We start from the raw sequence: 21443 nt of genomic DNA, 5'->3' as shown, positions 1-21443 counted from the left end.
TTCTAAAATCTTTAATGCTTTTTATACGATGATCTGCTTTCTTTAATGGTGGCAATGCCTCTTTCGGTTTCTTTCTTTACCCGTACCAGCGATCCTTCATCATCATATTCGTAAAAGGTGGCAAAGGCATTTTCATCCAGCTCTGCCATTAGTTTAAAGCTCCGGCTATCGTAAGCGTACGATTTTAAGTGGGCAGCTTTTGGATGGATGCGGATATCGTCGATTTTTACGCCATTAGTCGATTTAATGCTCAACTGCAGGTTTGCTCCCGAGATATTTCCGGTATTAATTGTACCCTCCATCAATTTCCAGCCATCTACAATGGCTTTACAGGTGAGGTTTACCGGAGTTAATGTGCTCCCATCGCCTTTTATATTTACGTTTAGACTTACAGTACGGCTTAACGGGCTGTTATCCTTCACCCATACATTAAAGAGGTATTCTTTATTTGGCATCGGCTCAAAACCATTTGGATAAAGGCCAGTGGTTCCCAATAATGAATAACCCGTAGCAGATGCACTGAGATAATTAGTTGTTTTATGCTCTGCCGTATGGATTTTGGTATCCAACAGTATCCCTGTTGAATTAATGTTAAGACTTGATTTACCGCTATGCGAAACCAAACTATCGATCAAATTCATCAAGCCCTTATCGCCAACCGGGTTATATAACTCACCTTTAATGGTTCTATTTTTAAAGGCTACACTATCGCCATTGAACTTAGACCTGTAATCTTCAAAGGAGTTTGTATAAACCTCCCTGTTCATGGCATTTGATGCCACCGCTGCAGGTAGCTCTCCATTAAAATCGAATTTAGCCGCACTGTAACGGTTTAGGGCGTCTTTGTTCTCGAGTTCCTGTCCATACTTGTCATACAGGGTAACCGTATTGGCATTTACCCACTCTTTTGTGGGGTTCTGGATCCAGCCACCATTGTTAGTCCACCATGATGTATAGGTTGTTAAAAAACCTGTTTTTTTAAGGTCCATGCCCCGTTTACCCGCTGTAAATACATCGTTGTATTTACGTGTGGTTTGATAAACCTTGCTTTGGTAAGGGCGCCAATTGCCGAGGTAACCTGAAATATAGGGATTTATTAAATTTGAATTTGATGCCTGGATTCCACAAACATCTGTGTTTCTTATGAAGATAGGCCATTCTGTCAAATAATCGGTATATTGATCAAATTTGATTAAATCTAAGCCTCTTATCATTGCAGTACTGAATATTGTTTTTAGTCCAGTTCCATTGATATCTAGAGACTCTAATTCCTGAATAGTATTATCATAAATTTCAAACCCTCCTTTACCAAAGGGATCTTCCGTTTGATATGAACTGAAGAAGCCAATTGTAAGCTTATGATTTCCTTTTGTGAGATAAATCGGCTGCCTAAGCAATGTCCAAGTATACTTAGATTTATCTCGTTCACGACTGAAGATACCTACTCCTGGTGTATCATCAAATACTACAATAGCTTGACATGTTCCAATTATATAATATCCATCATGGGGAACTTCTAAACAATACACAAAGTCGCTAGCATCATTTACAGCCACCGGATCACGGCTCAACATGACTTTCTCAAAAAATGCTTTGTTAGACCAATAAAAGGGGGATGGAAAAGGAGTAAATTGATTAATATCACTAGTGCTTTCTAGGACATCAAACTGTTTATTATTTGCAATAATCATACCTTCATGCCTAACATATCTGTATGAATTATTATTGTTTTGACCAAATTTAAAATCCGAGTTCTTATAAGCCCAAGCTTCATCAAACAGATTTACCGAAGTAGAAATTACCTTTAAACTGCTCTGGTCGCCTGCTGATGCCAGTTTAAACTGGCCACCTTTTATCGGGTTTTCCATACAAACCACGCTGGTGGTAGGTGCGCCTAATATATTCCGGTAACCGGAACGGATAATTTTGGCCAGCGGGATATTCACCGTTACGGTTTTGCCCTCACGGTCGATTAACCTTTTGGCACCTGCGGTTTCAATCACCCAATAATGGGTACCCAAAGCCACATCTACCCATTCATCGCCCGGCATTACAAAGCTGCTATAAGTTAAATTTTGTATCACGCCATTTGTACCGGTATTAAAATCTTTTAACATCGTGCCCAGGTTCTGGTAGGCAGCGCCCATACCTTTGTACATCCAATAAGCCGGCAGGTTTACCGAATAATAATCCTGTTTAAATTCATTCTGTGTTTTGGTTACGAGAGCCTCGCCGGTTATTCCATCGTAAGCTACATTTTCTACCGCAATAGAAGAACCGTTTTCGGTTTTGATTACTTTTTTAATCAGTCCATTAGTCTGTATCACCTTAACCGCACAGGCAGACCTAAAGAGTTTATATTCGCTGTTCACGCCCATAGGGGTATGTGGCCAAACTATTGGTATACCAAAGAATGGCAATGGTATAACATCAGCGCCAATGTTAACAGAAACACCAGTATTGCTATTTTCCTGTTCCCTGAAATCGGTAAACAGTTCTAAATCCCTACCAATTACGCCTTGCAGTACTTGGCCGTTTGCAGCAATGATACTAACATTGTTGTTCAACCGTTTTTCTACCGCTTTTTGATTATCTACCTGATATTCGTATACAGTTGAAGAAATTTCGGCACCAGATTGATTATAGACGCGGTTGGCCTTTGGCTTTCCATGCATATCGTTCAATTCGATCATGTACCCCTGAGAGAGCACCATTTCTTCTATACTATTGGTCATAATAATAGAATACTGTTGCTGTGGCCTTGGGTTATATTTCTGCATAGGCATTGCCGTTACCCGTACCGGAAAATCTTTTGCGCTATAAAACTCACTCACTATATAACCAGTTTTTGGGCTGTTGGCAATAGGAATTTCATTGCCATCCTGATCAAGATCCACTACGGTAACTTTACTATAGCCCACGCTTGCTCCGGGATACAGCGATTCGCCAAAGGGTTCTTCGAGCTCGAAGTAATTGTTTATGGCACCTTTTATTTTTTGCACATAAGGTACCGGCTGTCGCATTGCATTTTCATCACTCCCTACCGAAGGTTCGTAAGCGGCTACACCACTACTGATTTGCCCGCCGATCTCATCTTTTGTAGTATAGATGTAACTTTGCCCATAACTACCAGACCGTGCCGCACTATTGCTCAAGCTGCCCCATTCATCGCTGATGGCGATTTTTTTCACCCTTGCACCACCACCAATTTTGGCTTTCGAGTTTAAGCTTATCCTGGCAAAAGAACGCGAGGCATTGATATTAGCGCCATAACCTTTTCTTTTTGCTTTTTGATAAAAATTCTCACGGAGTTCCCTTAAATTGCCGGCAGCATTAAAAATAGCTGTTATGGCTGCCTGAAATGCAGAACCATTATCTTCAATCCTATTTTGATACCCTGGATACGCAAATTTTGGATAATCGTTTTTAAGTTTTTGCCAGGCTGCAAAGCGAATGGGATTAGTAGTTACATCACTTTCATTAATCTGCTCCAAGATCAGCTTGGCCTCGTTACCTTCGAAATGCACACTATCTACCCTACAATAGGCGGGTACAAAATCATCCCCATCATTTGCCATCGGGGCATTGGAATTGCCTAGCTTGATGGTAGATTTGGTATAAATATAATCCGAACCGTTTAAATAGTTTTTCTTAAACCACCTGGTTTTATTACTTTCTGTACTGGGTGGCTGCTCATCAACGGTTACACTAATTTCATCTGCACCACCTCCATTCAGTCTATAAGGGACCATTATAGCTGCACGCTTATTCTGCACGTAAGCATAATCATCTGCCTCGTAAGTTACTGCAATTTTTCCACCCGAAGGAAGATCGATGCTAGTGATGTTCCAAAGCCCCGCCGCCTCATTTGCCCTGGTTTTATCCTGATCGGCATAAGGGTATTCTTCGTTGTTTAATCCGCCTGGGTTACCACCCTGTTTATAATTTCCCCACCTATCGGTTTTCATTACGCCATAATCCACCTCGGCATTGTTTAAGGCTTTATTATAATTAAACACATAAGGATGATTGGAGCCTCTATGCGTGTTTCCATATTCGAACCATACTTTCTGTAAGGTGAGCTTACCACCTTGACCTGCAGATGAATTTGGTGTGCTCTTACACAGATCATAACCATATTTAAACTTTACTACTTTAATAGGTTTGCTGTAGTCATGTTTAGAATATAAACGGATTTCCATCAATCTTTTCTGTTTGATAACCGAGCCGCGTTCCCCTTGCCAGGTATCTACCCCAAGCGCATCATCACGATCTTGGGTATAAAAAAAAGCCACTTTATTTTTTGATTCTATGGAATGAACGTAATAAATTTCTTTTTCGCCATATACGATAGAGCCCTTATCATCATCTGGATCGGCGAGCTGCCCACGGTTTAAACTTGCTTCGGGAACATGCGCCAAGCCATTCTTTTTATTGCCATAGGGCGTTCGCCACCTGTAATTTGAAATCCGGCTATAATTAAATTTAATGGCAGTACCGTCATCATCAGGAGTAATACCATCACTGGTTTTATCTACATAATCAGGCGATAATATACCCGAAATAAGATAACTATAGGCATATGCCGGCTGTTTTTCAGTGTGAAAATAGTTGTCTATCCCTCTTCTACCACTATTAAGCGCATCATAACTGGCATTGCCGCCAAAATAAGTTACATCTGTCCTCCCGGTACGGTTATTACCATTACCAGCTAATGCAAAAGAAGTTTCTTCTTGTGCAATGTTATACACTGGAATGCCATAAACCATACGCTGTCCTGCCGCACTGGTAACAGTAAGTTCGGATATATGGTGTTTTTGTCTGTAACCTGTGTCTCTAAGTTCTTTGGTTGGTTCAATAGCCAAAGGGTTAGACTGTGAAGGGTCAGGTGCATTTATATCGATAAAGTTGTAATGTTTAATCTGTTTGTCCATTCCAACTTTGGCAGCCTGCGTAGCTGTAAGGTAGGTTACTACCGACGATTGTACCTGTTTAGTTTTTTTAGCCAGTACCGGTACGGCCTGTGTAGTGTAACTGTTAAAACCAAGTGCTTTTTTAAAGGCAGCATTGGCTGTTTTACCTGAGGTTGAAACCATAAGAGGTACAGTACTACCTAAATCGTTTACTAGCTGGCTGTCTTCTAAATTGTTTTCTCCTACATGCTTAAAAAAAACATGCTGTGCTTTTGGCTCGGTGAATGATTCTTTCTGGAAATCACCACTTTTAAGGTAATTGTTATTCGCCGTCCACTTACGCGATACATTGGCCGTTCTTTGGTAAAATAGTGCGACCCCAGCATGAGCATAGAGCCCTCCACCAATATCATAACCTGCGGTAGCTGTATTGGATACATCGCTTACTTCGTTATCAAAATAAACACCTGTACCCCCACGGTAAAGACGGAACTGCCCAGAACCCGCTTGGCTGTTATAACTAAAAATATCGGGCGTGGCAATAGGTAATGCCAGATTAGGAAGCTCAGGAATCACAGGATTTTCCTTTTCGCGGAGAAAATCATGAACAGCATTTTTAGTATCTTTTCCTGCTTCCGAATAAAGAAAGCCATATTCTGGATTTTCCTGTTTACCTTTATTAACTACAGAGCGAATATTGCTGTAACCCGTTCCACCGACCCCTATATAACCTCCAAAAACTGCTGGTCCGACATCCACACTAAAAGATCCGTAAACCGATGAATAAGGATATTGTATTTTGGGCATGATCGGTTCAGTATTGAAGTTATAGGCACTAGTTGTATTGGTCATGAGTAAATTATGGCCGAAACTGAAAGCCTTTAGTCCAGAGCGCGAATTGTAGCCTAAAGAAGAACTAAATGAGGAAGATTTAAGATTTTTTTCCGTTTTATTATCATAAATGGATAATGATACGTTTGGTGTTACATCTACCCCCGATGAGGTATTAGAAAGCACGCCGATTCCCATACCTGCAGTTAACATTCCATCATTGGCCAATGAGAACGACATACCAGCATTTGCGCTGATTTCAGCCCCCATTCCTGTATAATTATCACTAAAAACCCCGAAGCTGAAAGATCCTCTCACCTTTGCCCCTCCTAAAAATTCTCCTCTTGCGGTTAGACGGCCTCCAACAGTAACTTTGGGTTTGGTATAATGTTGCGTTTTAAGTTTATCGCCATTAAAATCATCAGGAATGCCCCTTAGTTGCCTGTTTATTGCCCCAACGTTTAAATTCCAGCCCAATCCAACCCAACTGGCCTCATCATCAATACCCGTACCCGATTGATAATTTAAATTAATGGGATACCCATCTATGTCCATTAGCGGAATATTATATTTAAAATCGCCGCTAAATAGGTCAACCATATCAGATACGCCAACCGGCTGGAACGATTGTGCCTCTGGCTGTGAAGGTCCTGAGGTTAATGCCCATGCACCAACAGGCTGTATAAGCTGTAAAAGCCATAGGGCCAATAAAAATCTTGCTGTAAATTTAATCCTGCTTCTGTAACTGTAATTCATATTATTTAATTGCAAGCACGTATTTTTTCTGATTGATAAATTTGTCCTGATAAATGAGTGTATCGGTTTTTCTATTAGCTGCAGCGTTAAAAGCAACCAGAAATTCGTAACTCCCTTTAACCCCATTCGATACAGGTTCTATGTACAATGGGTAATCTTTTTTACTTCCATGAATCAGGTATATACTGCTATCAGGGCGGTAAAGCATCTCTTCGGCGAGTTTGTTTCCTCCATTTTCCAATACTAGTTTTGACGGAAATATTCTCACTTTATAAGTATTTCCCTCTCCATCTGTCGCGTTTCTATTCCTAATGGCCATCACAGTTAAATCGCTATCTTTTAATTCTGCTATTTGGTTTTTAGCCCTGCAGCCAAACAATATGGCCAATAGCATTACATATCCAACCCTCATTCTGGCAATTGTTTATAGGTAAATCTTAAACTTTTTTGGGTACCATCCGGCATCCGGATTTTCATTACATATGAATAATTATCATCGAAAGAAAAATTTCGGCTGATATCTATATTAACCTTATTCTCTCCTGATTTGAACCTCAAGATGGGCAGATTCCTGATTTTTTTTGAGGGGTCGTTGGTGCAAACAACGCTATAACTGATTTTTTGTGGTGCGTAAGAGTTGATTACCGAGAAGCGGATAAAACCGTTGCTGATGTAATAATTCCCTTTAACCAAATCCTCAATATTCCGGTAACCATAATCAGCTGCGATCACATTACTCACGCTATCCTGACAGTTTACCTCGAACGACCAAACATCTGAACGATTGATGATCGTTTGATCGCGGTAGGCACTTACCTGCCAGGCGTATTTTTTACCGGCTACCAGTTCTTTTGAATTTGGCGGATACACCAATAAATTAGCCACTACACCCTTTTGATTCACAATTGGCAAGTTGTAGTTTAGAGCTTCGACTGCATTTTGTTTATCTTTAATTTCGACCAGCATCACCTGATAGAGCAATCCATCCATTTTAGGTATAGAGGGCTGCCAGGTAAGTAATGGGCGTTTTTCGCAGATCTCATCCCGATCATAAGGTTCAATCAGATCCAATGGTGCTGGTGGGGTAATTTCGTTGTTAAAGACCTGATCGATAATGATCTCCTGACTGGATGAGGCCGAATAAATATTAAAGGAATATTCGTAATCACCTTGCGGAAAATATTGGTTTCGCCTGATGAAATTGGCCGTTGAGTTTTGTGCCATGGCTACACTGGCGGTACGGGCTACACCCGAAGGGATTATATTATTTCCCGGCACAATGGTAAAAGCTTGGGTTTGTATGGTGGCGATTTTACCGGCACGGGCTTCTCGTATAGTAATATTCATCCTAACCGATTTTACACCGGAAGCATTAAATATTGATGCCCTGAAAAGGCCATTTAGTGTAGTACCATATACCTCTGGAACAAACACAATGCTGGTTTGCGCATAGGCGGCTGCACTTATGGAGATAAATAATACAAAGAATATGAATTTAAGCTTGCTCATTGTTTTTGGAGATAGTAGTGTATAGATATTTCTCCCCTATTGGTAGAGAAAAGATCCGGATAGGTTGGGGTAATCAGGTTTTTGCGGATATCAAGGTAAGCCGAGATGTCGAAATGTTTCTTTAGCATAAACTGGATGCTTTGTTTAATGCCGGCCTGACGGGCTAGATTTTGGTTATCAAGGTAACTCAATCCGCTCGACATGGAAATACCCCTGAACAACTGGTACTGTAAGGAAGCATCTGAGTTGAGCATATTACCCAATATGGTGTTTGCATTAAGCTCGCGGTTGTAAAACAGGTTTCCTGAAAGTGAAAAGCCTTTAAATACAACGGTTTGTACATAATTTAACTGCATCAGGCTAGAATTTCCCAGGGATAATGGATTAGCGATTTCCTGTTGTGCCACGCTAATATGGCTAAAGCCACGCTGCCCAAAGAGTTTATAATTCGAATTAAGATCGAGCTGGAGTTTTTTGGAAGCATAAACCGGGCTGCTACCCTGCGATACCTTATCGACACCATTATCGATGTATTTTAAACCTAAATTAGCCGAACGGGAAATACGGAACCTCGAATCGAGCTGGATATTGTGGTTGCTCCAATGCGAATTATCGGTAGCGCTTATGGGCATATTCTTAAAGTCTGACCTTACAGTAAGCGTCATTTTGTTATGGAAAAAATCTTTACGGATATTACCACCGAACCTTAGATTAAGGTTACCAATCCCCTGTTGCCCCGGATTTTGAAAACCTGAACCTGCATAGTTAACAAATACCGAACTCCTCAACCCTAGTTTTTTAGAATCGATGGAATGGTTTAACCCTACAGACATGGTTTGCAGGAAATCATCCCTAAAGTAATTCCCATTGGTATTTCTATCGATCATTAACTGATCCGGTCCAAATGCAGCAAGCTCTTTGTACTGGGTAGAAGATTTGGAAACATCAAAAGTAAGTGTACCTGCTTTACTAAAGTTAAAGGCCTGGCTAAGGGTGAATACCATGTTATTGCGTGGCAATGCATTTTGTGCAAACCCAATGTTACCGTTGAACTGCCTGTCGTAAGTGCCCACCCAAGAAAGCTTGCCCGAGCCAAATGAGAAATTGGTAGTAGGCACACTTAAATAACTATATAGTTTTGGGATGGCATAAGTAGATGAATTAAAACCAGCGTCTTTCGTTGAATTAAGGTCTCGGTTTGTGCTCACGCCTATGCTAACCGGGCCTCTTGCTGTTCTTAAAGAAAAGTTGAAACCATTTAAGAAGAGGTCGCGGTTGAGAAAACTCCCTGGCAGTTGATGGCCAAAATTACCAGCCTGAAATTCGCGCAACCGGGCATAGCTCTTTTGCATAAACCCCATATCCTTTCCTTTTGAAAGCTCTGAGATAAAGAAATTCTCTAGCTCCCGTTGCGAGATTTTACCTTGCGCCACTTTCTCCAATAACTCCAATTTTTCAGCATCAAGTCCGCTCTCATTCATTGATTGCTGTACTTTTTTAATTTCGGTAAACAACTCCTGCTTTTTGGCATTCAAGATGTTGGTAAGTGAATCCTGTCCGTGTTGGCTGAGCTGTTTGCCCCCATTCTGCGCCTGTTCTTTAATTTCGTCGGTAAATTCATTTAGTTTTTCCTTCAGCTCCAATTCATCCATTTTAAGCATGCTCCTCAAATTTTGCGGGTTGTTTAAATAAGCCTGTAGTTTTGGAGCCGTTGAAAGATCAATGTTCTTTGCAATTTTATCCTGAACTTTCTTTCGGAGAAAAGATTCAGCGGTTTGCCCGCTCAGTACATTTTTACGCAAGTTGCGGTATTTGTCCAGGTCTGCCTTGAAAAACTGGTTAAAACCCGGTTTAGGTAAATTGAATTTAAAAAGATTGCCCTGATCTAGCCTAAAATCCCGCATGGCGGTATAGGTATTGGCCAATGAAAGATCAATTGGGATATTGTAGACTTTTAGCTGACCGGAGAAGGTTACATTATTTAATAAATTTTTACCGTTGGCAGGATTCTGTGTTTTGATGTATTGTGTTTCATTGCCCACAGAAACATCGCTAAACTGTATCTTATTGCCTTTTTTAAGGGTATCTTTTTTTAATAGTTTAGCAATATCCGATTGTTTTATGCGCTGATCGGCCTGTGCCAACATCGACTTTTTAGTTGCCTGTATTTTGCCCATAGCCAAAGAATCGACCTTTGAGAATTTCTTCTTACCAACTTTAAGCGTATCGATAAGGGTCTGCTTTGTTTTAGTATAGTGTGCAGCAGCATCTGCCGAAATACTTGTAGGCTGAATTTTAAGGACTTTCTTTAACGTATCTTTTTTCAGTAAATCAGTTATTCCCGACTTTACACCTTCATTAAATTGTGTGACTACAGATTTTTTAGTGGCCTGAATTTTTTGCATGGCCAGCGAGTCTGCTTTGGATAATTTATTCTTAGCCGATTTCAGACTGTCTGTAACGGCCTTTCCCGTTGAAGGAAACTGTGCAAGAAGCTGCACCGACTGCAGGCAAAAGAATACCAGCACAGTAGCTGTTATTACGGCTTTGTTCATACATTAATTTTAGCATAGCTTCATCAAGCTTTTCCGGGCAGTTACGCAAAGACAGGAATAGACATCAATAAGGCGTTAATTTGTTTGGTTTGGGAGTCTGAGAACTCAATTTCTAATATCAAGATAAAAATGTAGGCAAAAAAGCTCACAGAAGCCGATTTCCACAAACTGGACCTTTCTGCTGACGAAAGTGACATAATGTTTGATGAAACCCCCTATATTGAAGGCCTACTTTTTCATGAAAAGCATTAATTTCTTGATAATTGAGGTTATATAATATGCCAGTAAACTTCATAATCATCATTTTTTACGATTTTCCTGCTTGTTTTTTCGCATTAATCGCATAATTGGATTGTTGCTTTTTTAACAGCTTAATTTCTTTATCCTGTTTAATTAAATGAAGCGTGAGTTCTTCGATCTTCTTAAGCAATATTTTGTTCATCTCTCCAAGTTCAATCCCATTATCTTCTGCTTCCCTGGCAGAAGGTACTTCAGGCAGGTGTTTATGTTTTTTGATGTAAACTTCCAACTCTTCCAACGTTCCAACCTTGTAACCCTCTTCAAAAACATAATCGGGAATCTGCTGTCCATTCACCCTGATTTCATTTGCTTTGATCCGCCCATTTACCGTTAATTTATCTTCAGTATTGAAAGTACCAATGCCAACATTTCCTATTGGATCAATAACCATCCTCATCATGGGCTGCGCGCCATTAGAGGTGGCAAAAATCAATCTGGCTTTAGCATTATTAGTTGCATCATCAGTAAGCTGTGTCCCTATGTATGCCATCCCTTTATTGTACTGTGCATTCCTGGCCATCCAGCTTATGGTCCCAGCCGAACTTCCACTCACTGTTGAGTTATTACTGAGGATTAAATGCGACTGACTATTAAATTCGGCACTTGGATTCAAAATTTCAAAAACCTTGTTATTTCCTCCATGATAGTAACTTTGAGGATTTGTCACATTCAAGCCCAGATTACCAGAGGGGATATCCATTGTCAAAAAGTTGGTTCCAGAATATGGCCCACCTAAAAATATCTTTTTGGTAGAAGTAGTACCATATATGGATGAAGCATTATAACCACCTACAAAAATAGCTTCAGGATCCCAGCCCTGATAGCTACCAATAAGCTGGTGTACAAAATCGCCTTGTCTGCTCACAACAATATTATCGTAGGCATCTTTAATGGTAACACTTGTGGTAACAATGGGTGCCTGTGCCTGCAATTGTTCCATAACGCCAATACTTAATAATATATAAATCAAAAATCTTTTCATTTTCTTTTCATTTGTGCTGTTATCGCTTTTTTAACCTGTGACTGTAGCGTTAAAAGCATTCGTTGCTGATCGGCTACCTGCATTTTAAGTACATTTATATCTGCCCTTTGTACATTTAAGGCTTTGTCCTTTTCTATCAGATGTAGCGTGAGTTCTTCTAAGTTTTTGAGCAGGAGTTTACTCATTTCTCCAACAGCTATTCCATCCCTTTCAAATTCTTTTGCAGATGGCACATCAGGCAGGTGTTTGTTCTTTTTAATATAACTTTCCAACTCTTCCAGTGTTGCAACCTTATACCCCTTCTCAAAAACATAATCGGGTGCACCCTGGCCATCAACCCTGATTTCTTTAGCTTTGATTTTACCATTTACCGTTAATTTTTCAGTCGGATTGGTAAGCCCTACGCCTACATTACCCGCATACGCGTTAAGCCAGCTATCATTATTACCCATTAACCGGGTATTCTCTACCCCATTGGCATAATATAATTTTAGCATTGCACCTATTCCGGCTCCGCCTCCCAAAACTGCAATATCCAATCCCCCCTGGGCGCCAACTGACATGTATCTTGCCACATCCAATGGATAATTTGGCGTTGTAGTACCCATACCCACATTGCCTTTTGAGATATAATGTGTGCCCTCGCCAGTAACCATAAGGTTACTTGTAGAAGTTAAAGGATTATCAGATAAGAGCGGTACCGAAAAATCGCTGATCTCCACAGGTACCGGAGTAGTATTAACCTTAATTTGATCCATGTAGTTAAGACTTTCTACCCGTTCTTGCTGATAGGTAATTTTCACCCTGTAGTTTGCAAAATATCTGACATCAATATAAATGGGATATGCCTTATTCACAAAACCACCATAATTGCTAGGTAAATCATAACTGGTGCCTAATGTTACTTTTGCAAGCTGTTCCAATCCACTGCTTTCAACCAGGCTAATTTTAATCTGGCCAGAATTAATTCCCCTACCAAAACCATTATCAATTATATACCTCTGGTAACCTGTAGTGAAAGACCGCTGAAAAAGTTCAATTATAATTACTCCTCCTGGCTGCCAGTGATAAGAATTGAAACCAACCGTAGCTACTTCATACCTCATTGCCTGCGTGTTGTTAGCAGTGAGGTCGCTTATAACTGATGATTTTAATCCATTTTGGTCGGAATGAATCTGCCCATTCACCCGTACAGTAGAACTGAGTAGTAAAAGACAGCAAAAAACTGTTGTGATAGCAATATTAATTTTCATAGGACATTCTTAATAGCTTTAATTTTTTCTTTCATATAAATTGATCAACAGCGTAGCTAAAACATTCAGTACAGGCTGACTGTGGATAGCTACTTATCGAATAAAAAGTAAGTTGGCATTACCGACTTATTTTATATGCAGTAAATGATCAATTTATCGTTAATTTGTTTGTTTACAGAGCAAAGAACTCCGGACGAAGATGAAAGAAAAAAAAGAAAATTTACCCCATTAACACTTTCGGTTACACATAAAGGTGGATTTTGTACTATGAAAAGGATAAAATGTATGATGAAACTGTCATTTTTTTGTTATTGATGTTTACAGATTATATATTTGAGCTTTAATAGCTCTCCTTATATGAAATTTAACTGTATTGCAGTCGATGACGATCCTGCAAACTTAGAACTACTGCGTGATTACCTCTCCACACTCGATGATTATGAACTTGTAGAAAGCTTTACCGACCCTATAAAAGCGATGAACCGAATCATTGCAGGTGACTATGTTGATGTTATTTTTCTGGATGTGGAAATGCCAGGTTTATCTGGGATTGACCTGGCTAAAATCATCAGGCATAAATCAAGGATTTTAATTTTCACTACTGGTCATTCTAAATATGCACTTGATGCCTTCCAAATTGAGGCAGATGCTTTTCTGCTAAAACCCTTTTCTTTTGGCCACTTTGCATCGGTAATGCATAAACTGCAAAGTAAACAGGTATTCACCAATCCCGAAAAGAAAAGAAACGAAGAACAATATTTTTTTATCAAAAGTAAAAACGACAAATCGAAATTGGTAAAGATCAGGTTTGATGATATTGTGGCTATAGAAAGTATACAAAACTATATTTCAATATATACTATACAAAAAACTGTAGTAGCGCACATTACCCTTACCAAGATGAAAGAAATATTAAGGGATAATAATTCATTTATTCAGATTCACAGATCCTTTATTATTTCAAGGAATTATTTAGAGGAAATTGAGAATAACCTGGTAAGGATGAAAAACGATCTGCTGTTAACCATTGGGGAAAACTACCGCGATGAGCTTATTGGTTTTGTAAAAACAAAAACCATTAGAACCGGACGAAATTAGTGCATAAATCATATCAATTGGCAAATAAATAGCTTAATCAACAGTGATATAAATTTTACAAAATAAAAAACAGGAAGAAGATTGCCTCAAAACTTGTTTATTTAGAGATATTCAACTCGGCTATATGTCTCAAATCTTCAGTAACAAAGGTCGTTTCAGGTTTTATAGGGAACAATAATTTAAACTTGTCAGCTGGGCTGGCAAGTTTTTTTTGAAAAAAATCTTCTCGGACATCTACCCACCTCATAATCTTAAAAACTGAAAAACAACACTTATAGATTGATAGGCACATTACCGTGCCGATAGCGATGGCAGGCGTTTGGATGTTAACAGATCGTTTTGCACGCACGTTGAACGACCATTTTCAGTTTCTGGGCCGCGTACTTTCACCACAATACTAAATATTGTTGAAGAATCATGCTGAACGAGTGCTGGCGGAATATTTTAAACCCCACTGCAACATTTCATTTATGAATCATTTTTTAATTTATATTTGATTAATAATTTTAACCGAATATAAACATGTCCACTCATAGCGTTTTAAGTGATGATGTCGACTTATTACTCAAGTTAAGTGAAAGTGAGGTATGTGTATCGCCCTAGTATAGCTTGCCATCAAAAATTACTATTCGAACAATAATTACTCTTGAATTTATTTTTTAAGATAGGTTAACTTGCCAGGGTTATTTGGGAATTTTCAAATCTGAAATTCGCTTCAAACCTTCGATAAAAAATTTCGTTAATTGTCTCATCAAGATCCTCTTTCGCGTGGGAAGAGATTCGGTAAATACCATGCCCGCATGGCCTGTCATCAATATTGTCAAACAGTTTGGAACTGAGGTTTTATCTGTTCCTGGCGGTTATTTAGGGCTATCTTTTGCAGCCCAACGAGTTTGCCACTGATCTGATAAACGGACTGAAAAAATCGGAATAAATTATAGGTATTTAATTGAGGTTAATAACCGAACATTCTATTTAAATGTAAAAGGTCTGATAAGATCTGCATCGAAAGATTCAGCACTTTTATCAGACCCTTTAATAATTTTAGACAACTATTTAGTTTACCATTTAAATAATATTTACTTATCCAAAGGCCTTATTGAAACTGCCGCACCTCCCCCGGGGGCAAGTAATAATTTAAGCATACTTTTAGCATTAACCTTTATTGTTTTAATCTGATAGGACTCAGGGTTGGTTTTCCAGTCGGCACCTGCACCATCAGCGTAAATTGTTGCTGTATATTCTTTATTTTGATCAAGAAAATCGAGTTTTACAGAAGATGCGCGTTTATTGCCATTGGTAATTGCCCCGATAAACCAATCGTTTTTGCCTTTCGCTTTTCGGGCAATGGTAATAAATTCACCAGGTTCAGCCTCAACAATTTTGGTATCGTCCCAATCTACTGCAACATCCTGTATAAACTTGAAAGCATCCATATGGGCGGCATAATTTTCAGGAATGTCGGCTGCCATTTGTAGTGGACTGTACATGGTTACATAAAGTGCAAGCTGTTTGGCCAGCGTAGAATGCATCTGCCTATCTGGTGCTCCAGGCGCATAATTTCTTAATTTGAAAATCCCTGGTGTATAATCCATCGGACCTCCGATAAGCCTTGTAAAAGGTAAAATGGTTTCATGTTCCGGAGGATTGCCATCAGCGAAAAAATTCCATTCGTTGCCCCTTCCTGCCTCAGAAGCCATAAAGTTTGGATAAGTACGATGAAGACCGGTTGGACGTGTAGGCTCATGGATATCGATCATAACATGATAATCTGCTGCCTTTTTAATCGAACGGATATAATGATTAACCATCCATTGCCCATCGTGGTGTTCGCCACGGGGCACAATTCCTGATACATAACCTGTTTTTAATGAACCGTATCCGTACTTATTCATGAAACGGAAAGCGGTATCCATCTGCCTTTCGTAACTGGTGGCACTACCCCCTGTTTCATTGTGCATGACCATTTTAACATTATTAGCCTTCGCATAATCAGCGATCGCTTTGACGTCGAAATCGGGATAGGGAGTTACAAAATCAAATTTCTCTTCCTTATCGTCGGTCCATTCTTCCCAGCCCTTGTTCCATCCTTCAACCAACAGTCCTTCAATCCCATTTTTAGATGCAAAATCAATGTAATGTTTAACATTTTCGGTATTTGCAGCATGCCTTCCGTTAGGGATGTATTTGCCTTCGGCATGGAGGGTTTCCATCTGATCAGTATAGTTCCAACTGGTTTTGCCAACCTGCATTTCCCACCATACGCCCATAAATTTCATCGGTTTTATCCAGGCTGTATTTTCAATTTTAGCGGGCTCGTTTAGGTTGAGTATCATTTTAGATGAAAGGATATCTATTGCCTTATCACTCACAATTACTGTACGCCATGGCGTATGGAAAGGTGTACGCATGTAAGCCTTATTTCCACGTGCATCTGGAACCAGGCTGGATGATAAAGCAAATGTACTTTTATCAACATGCAGTTGCATTGATGGATAATCGATTAACGCAGCTTCGTGGATATTGATATAAAGGCCATTTGCAGTTTTCATCATTAAAGGCGTTTGTACAGCACTTTGGTCTGGAATATTACCTTCAATTGTTCCACTTGATATCAGGCCCCACTTTCTGGCATCAATTGCAGATAAGGGAGAAGAGGTATATTTATACTCGTTAGAATCAAAGTCCGCAGGGATCCAGAAAGTTTTATGATCACCCGTCATATTAAACGCAGTCAGTTCTTCCTTTACAATAAAGGATTTCAGATTGTCTTGTACGGGAAATTGGTATCTAAAACCTACCCCATCTTCAAATATCCTGAATACAATATCCAGCAAAATAGGTTTTTGCCCCTGCTGTACAAGATGTACTGTAAGTTGCTTATAGTGGTTTCTGATCTGCGCAACCTCGCCCCATACCGGCTTCCAGGTTTCATCTACAGTAACAGAGTCAGCTTTTAGCAACTTGAAATTTTCAGCGAGAGAAATACCCTGATCTAGTTTAAATCCTAAAACAGAGGTTTTTACAGCTTCATTTTTGCCATATGAAATTTTGTATTCAGGAGTTCCTTGTGCGTTGAGGACAAAGGTAAACCCAACATTTTTCATATTAAGGGAAAGTGGAACTGATTGCTGGGAAAATCCCTTAAATGCAATTACGGAGAGGATCAGGCTAAAGAAGATGGATTGTTTTTTGAACATAACAACTGAGTTAATAATGGGCAATGAAAAAGTTCTCTGATTTATTTAGTGAGTACAGTATGCTGGTAAGGTTGAAAAAACAATTGGCTGCCCAAAGTAACAGGACTACCTGAAAATGCATTTTTCCATGTTCCCTGTAGAACAGGAGGGATATAATAGGTGGTGGCATTGCCCCGTATACTGGCAAGGACCAATACTTTTTCGCTGCCCGACGACTTGGTAAAAGCTACAATATCATCACTGCTGTAAACAGTAAGATCGCCTGTTTTAATGGCCGCACTGTTTTTCCTCAGGTTAATAATTTTTTTATACTCAGCTTTCATATCTGGATTTGTTGTCCAATCTATTGGCGTATGGTAAAAGAAATCAATACCCCTGGTGCAGCCTACTTCCTGACCATTGTAGATCATGGGCACTCCTTTCATTAATGCGGTTACCAAAAACGCAGACATTGCGCCCGTTTTCCCTCCATAAACATTAACCGGACTACCATCGGTAAGATAAACATCATGGTTGGTAATGTACCTTACCACTTGCGATCCTGGCAAAGCAGGAGCAAACTCTGAAGTATTAAAATCTTGCAGAATAGTGGCAGGTGCAGCATTTCCAAATACTTTATTCTCTAAAGCAGCGTAATAGCCAAAGCCATAAACCATCTGAAAACCTGCTTTAAAATGATCGTTACGTGTTCCTTCGGCCAGCATTAAAAGTTTATGCGTAGTAATTCCCCTCAGGGCATCAATGGCCTGTTTCCAGAAATCAAGGGGCACAAAATCAGCAGCATCACAACGGAAACCGTCAATATTGGCATTAAAAACCCAATATTTCATTGCATCAATCATGGCAAGCCTCATATCTGGCTTATTATAGTTAAGTGCGGCAACATCTGTCCAATTGGTTCCTTCAGGAGGAATAATATTACCATTGGTATCTTGCTTGTACCAGCTTTTATTGCTGATCCAAGCATTGTCCCAGGATGTATGACTGGCTACCCAATCGAGCATTACAGCCATATTTCTGTCATGCGCAGCATTTACCAATGCCCTCAGGTCTTCCATCGTACCAAATTCTGTATTCACGGCTTTGTAATCCTTAACGGCATATGGAGAGCCAAGTCCCCCCGCAGATTTCAAAACCCCTACCGGATATACCGGCATGAGGTAAACCACATTAACGCCTAAAGCTTTAATGGAATCCATTCTGGCCGTTACCCCTTTAAAGGTAGCCTCCTGACTAAAGGCCCTGAGGTTAACCTGATAGATAATTGCATCCGAAGTATTGGGTACTCCGCTGTACGGAGTGCCATATTGCGGATAAGATGTATCCGAAACAACTTGGTTCCCATCCTTTTTACAAAAAGTAAAAAGGGAAATGCTAAGGAACAGGAATGCTTTTATGATGATATGCTTCTGATTATTTTTCATGTTGATCTCATTTAACCCCAATGGTAAGCCACCGGGGCAAGATTAATTTTTCTTAAGCTTATAATTGTAGTTTGACGGATCATGGAGATCGAGTGTAATGGTATAGTTACCGCTGGATGGTACCGTGATGTTGTTTACCGCAGCATTATATCCGTAAACCGGGCTATCAGCATAAGTAAGTTTTCCGTTTGCATCAACACCAAAGTCGATATTCCAGGCATTATTGGCTCTGAATTTAAACGATCCTGTCGACAGCATATCAGCTGTTACCGTCCAAACCTGTGTAGCTGGGTTGTAAGTAAGCTGCGTATCGGTATTCCAACCGCCCGGAGAAGCATCGCCTAGAATAGACCAGGTTGTTTTTACGGCCGACCAGGTATTGGTGTTCAGGTTAACTGACACCTGCACATACCCTGCTTCAGGGGATAAAAGGCCGCCAGCATTGCCATCAACAGAAATCTTACCTGCTCCTGCATCGCCATAGTTAATATGGTTCCAGTCTCTTGCCGTGGTCATCTTGAAATAATTGGTTACCCCAGCCGGGATATAAATGTAACCTTCATATATTTTGGATTGTAAAGCAGCAGCCGTAGGCGCAGTTGCGGGCGACCAGCCCTGATAATCGCCAGGGATATATAAAAGTGGATAAACAGCCTGTGCAAGATAAGTGGTTACCTTAACCGAAACCGCTTTACTGTAAGCAGCACGGTCCTGATAGGCTTTCACCCTAAATACGAGGTTTCCGGAAGTGCCACTTCCAATCCCCATTGATAAGGCAAGGTCATTGAGGTCTTTTCCTTTATAGGATTTGCTTAACACATCATTACCGATTGCTACGCTTGTTGCATTTCCCCAGGCCGCTGCACCTACAGTGTCAGCAGGAACATCAACTTCGAGGGTATAGGTAACAGATGCCTTGATCGGGAAACTTACCCCTGGCCATGAAAAAGTTACCACCGCAGAAGTATCCGTAGCTGGAGAAAGTACCACAGCTGATTTGTTTGCCGTTAATGACGAAGTGAATGAAATGGCTTTCAGTACGGTGAGTTCTTTTTCTTTCTTACACGACTGGAAAAGTCCTGCGAAGAGCATGATTATTAGATATATTGATTTTTTCATCGATTTGAGAATTAATAACCTGTATTCTGTTTTAAACCTGGATTGGCATTAAGTGCGCTTGTAGGAATCGGGAACAATAACCTAAACGCTGGTGCGGCAGGTGCAAAATCATGGGCAAGCAAAAACTTGTTAAACCTGATCATATCCTGCCTGCGATGGCCTTCCCAATTTAATTCGAAGCCGCGTTCGTTGTAAACATCTTCTAAACTCGGGTTAGATGCCAACGTCCCTAAACCTGCCCTTTGCCTCACCTGATCGATGAAGGGTTTTGCCGCAGCCGCATTGCCTAAACGTACATTACACTCGGCTTTCATTAATAGGATATCCGCATAACGGTAAATAGGAAAGTCATTGGATTCACCGCTACCGTTTTGTGGCGGAACAGGGAAAAACTTTACGCCCCTTATTCCTTCGTTCGGTCCTGCTCCAGGATTATCAAGCGAAGTCACGTCAGCTGTATAAGTTACCCCACCCGGTTGTGCGCCAACCAGATATTGTTTCTTTCTGATGTCGGCATTATCATATCTATCGTAATATGGGCGCGGAACAATCGTTCCGTTCCATCCACTAAAGCCAAAAAGTGCTACGCCATTTGGTCCGTTCACACTGCGGAGTGCGTAAATATTTCTCGAAACAATGTCTGCAGTAGCATAAATGGCAAGAATGGTTTCATCTTCAGGCAGTTTATCGCCAAAGAGCTCATAATACTGGTAGCCCAGCGGACTTGCGGCATTAGCGCCCCCTGGGTGCAGGCTAAAGCTTCCCTGCGACACCTTATCGCAGGCTGCCAGGCAGTCTGCCCATTTAGCTGTTCCCGTATAAACTTCTGCGTTAAGATAAACCTTGGCTAAAAGTGCGTAGCCAGCCCATTTATTAAAACGTCCATAATATACGCCTCCCTTGGTTTCGGTAAGCTTATCAACATTATCGGTAAGCTCTTTTACCACAAAGTTATAAACCGTTGTTCTGCTGGCCTGCGGGATTTTATCAACAGTAATGTTGTTATCGGTATAAAAAGGTACCGAACCAAAGTCATCAATTAAAAGGTAGTAGAAAAATGCCCGTAATACTTTTGCCTCGGCAATTTTAGAGGCTTCGGCATTTGATTGCTGCAACTGATCTACTGCTAAATTTGCTGTGTAGATCGATTTATAAAGCCAGTTCCAGGTATTGTTAACAATACCTGATGTTGGAAGCCATTGACGTTGATAAAGCTGTGCAAAATCGAGCTGCCAATCGCCTGTATTACGGTGTGGAATAACCTGCTCGTCTGAGGACATTGTATTCAAGTCATACCAGCAGTTGTCTGCCCCGGCATAACCGGTACCCCAGTTTCCCGAAACCTGCGAATAAACATTGGCCAGTGCTACATCGGCACCTTTTGGCGAACTGTAAAATTCGGAGGCTGAATATTTATCGTAAACACTTTCATTTACTTTCTTGCAACCCTGGGTTGCAGCAGCTAATATGATAAAGCTTAATAATATTTTTTTCATGTTCGTT

The 21443-nt window shown here is 40.3% G+C and carries 11 protein-coding genes; 1 reads left to right on the top strand and 10 read right to left on the bottom strand.

Annotation, left to right across the window (positions count from 1 at the left end):
• Positions 1–11: 11 nt before the first annotated feature.
• The 6 genes from R2R28_RS05380 to R2R28_RS05355 all read right to left on the bottom strand — a co-directional run bounded on the left by R2R28_RS05380 (position 12) and on the right by R2R28_RS05355 (position 13099).
• Complete coding sequence (locus tag R2R28_RS05380; RefSeq protein ID WP_316824681.1) at positions 12–6500, bottom strand: hypothetical protein; 6489 nt, start codon at positions 6498–6500, stop codon at positions 12–14.
• 1 nt (position 6501) lies between these two features.
• Positions 6502–6912, bottom strand: coding sequence for a hypothetical protein (locus R2R28_RS05375; RefSeq protein WP_316824680.1), 411 nt, complete (start codon positions 6910–6912; stop codon positions 6502–6504).
• Complete coding sequence (locus tag R2R28_RS05370; protein WP_316824679.1) at positions 6909–8009, bottom strand: DUF928 domain-containing protein; 1101 nt, start codon at positions 8007–8009, stop codon at positions 6909–6911. The genes R2R28_RS05375 and R2R28_RS05370 overlap by 4 nt, the downstream gene beginning before the upstream one ends.
• Entirely contained in the window at positions 8006–10564 is a 2559-nt protein-coding gene (locus R2R28_RS05365; protein ID WP_316824678.1) for a hypothetical protein, read from the bottom strand. Before R2R28_RS05365 ends, R2R28_RS05370 begins: the two co-directional genes overlap by 4 nt.
• Positions 10565–10871: 307 nt before the next feature.
• Positions 10872–11846: a hypothetical protein gene (locus tag R2R28_RS05360; protein WP_316824677.1), complete on the bottom strand. Its 975-nt coding sequence runs from the start codon at positions 11844–11846 to the stop codon at positions 10872–10874.
• Positions 11843–13099, bottom strand: a complete 1257-nt coding sequence (locus R2R28_RS05355; RefSeq protein ID WP_316824676.1) for a hypothetical protein — start codon at positions 13097–13099, stop codon at positions 11843–11845. The genes R2R28_RS05360 and R2R28_RS05355 overlap by 4 nt, the downstream gene beginning before the upstream one ends.
• 357 nt (positions 13100–13456) lie before the next feature.
• Here R2R28_RS05355 and R2R28_RS05350 point away from each other — a divergent pair, with 357 nt between their 5' ends.
• Positions 13457–14197 carry a LytTR family DNA-binding domain-containing protein gene (locus R2R28_RS05350; RefSeq protein WP_316824675.1) on the top strand — a complete coding sequence of 247 codons (741 nt, stop codon included), beginning with the start codon at positions 13457–13459 and terminating at the stop codon, positions 14195–14197.
• A 1079-nt stretch (positions 14198–15276) separates the two neighbouring features.
• Here R2R28_RS05350 and R2R28_RS05345 read toward each other — a convergent pair.
• The 4 genes from R2R28_RS05345 to R2R28_RS05330 are packed head-to-tail and all read right to left on the bottom strand — an operon-like array spanning position 15277 to position 21436.
• On the bottom strand, positions 15277–17397 hold the full coding sequence (locus R2R28_RS05345) for a glycoside hydrolase family 97 protein (RefSeq protein WP_316824674.1): 2121 nt from the start codon (positions 17395–17397) through the stop codon (positions 15277–15279).
• Between the two features lie 41 nt (positions 17398–17438).
• Positions 17439–18821 carry an alpha-amylase family glycosyl hydrolase gene (locus R2R28_RS05340; protein WP_316824673.1) on the bottom strand — a complete coding sequence of 461 codons (1383 nt, stop codon included), beginning with the start codon at positions 18819–18821 and terminating at the stop codon, positions 17439–17441.
• Between the two features lie 42 nt (positions 18822–18863).
• Complete coding sequence (locus R2R28_RS05335; RefSeq protein ID WP_316824672.1) at positions 18864–19940, bottom strand: SusE domain-containing protein; 1077 nt, start codon at positions 19938–19940, stop codon at positions 18864–18866.
• A gap of 11 nt (positions 19941–19951) precedes the next feature.
• Positions 19952–21436, bottom strand: a complete 1485-nt coding sequence (locus R2R28_RS05330) for a RagB/SusD family nutrient uptake outer membrane protein (protein ID WP_316824671.1) — start codon at positions 21434–21436, stop codon at positions 19952–19954.
• Between the last annotated feature and the right edge of the window lie 7 nt (positions 21437–21443).

It is taken from the genome of Pedobacter miscanthi, assembly GCF_032678605.1.
GTDB classification, from domain to species: domain Bacteria; phylum Bacteroidota; class Bacteroidia; order Sphingobacteriales; family Sphingobacteriaceae; genus Pedobacter; species Pedobacter miscanthi_A.
Note: the sequence above shows the minus strand (reverse complement) of the source record. Positions and strands in the feature narration are given on the sequence as shown.

Bases quoted from the DNA above. Each gene is read 5' to 3' on its own strand.
- R2R28_RS05330 (WP_316824671.1), bottom strand. From the start codon at position 21,436: ATGAAAAAAATATTATTAAGCTTTATCATATTAGCTGCTGCAACCCAG.
- R2R28_RS05355 (WP_316824676.1), bottom strand. From the start codon at position 13,099: ATGAAAATTAATATTGCTATCACAACAGTTTTTTGCTGTCTTTTACTA.
- R2R28_RS05380 (WP_316824681.1), bottom strand. From the start codon at position 6,500: ATGAATTACAGTTACAGAAGCAGGATTAAATTTACAGCAAGATTTTTA.
- R2R28_RS05350 (WP_316824675.1), top strand. From the start codon at position 13,457: ATGAAATTTAACTGTATTGCAGTCGATGACGATCCTGCAAACTTAGAA.
- R2R28_RS05335 (WP_316824672.1), bottom strand. From the start codon at position 19,940: ATGAAAAAATCAATATATCTAATAATCATGCTCTTCGCAGGACTTTTC.
- R2R28_RS05340 (WP_316824673.1), bottom strand. From the start codon at position 18,821: ATGAAAAATAATCAGAAGCATATCATCATAAAAGCATTCCTGTTCCTT.
- R2R28_RS05360 (WP_316824677.1), bottom strand. From the start codon at position 11,846: ATGAAAAGATTTTTGATTTATATATTATTAAGTATTGGCGTTATGGAA.
- R2R28_RS05345 (WP_316824674.1), bottom strand. From the start codon at position 17,397: ATGTTCAAAAAACAATCCATCTTCTTTAGCCTGATCCTCTCCGTAATT.
- R2R28_RS05370 (WP_316824679.1), bottom strand. From the start codon at position 8,009: ATGAGCAAGCTTAAATTCATATTCTTTGTATTATTTATCTCCATAAGT.
- R2R28_RS05375 (WP_316824680.1), bottom strand. From the start codon at position 6,912: ATGAGGGTTGGATATGTAATGCTATTGGCCATATTGTTTGGCTGCAGG.
- R2R28_RS05365 (WP_316824678.1), bottom strand. From the start codon at position 10,564: ATGAACAAAGCCGTAATAACAGCTACTGTGCTGGTATTCTTTTGCCTG.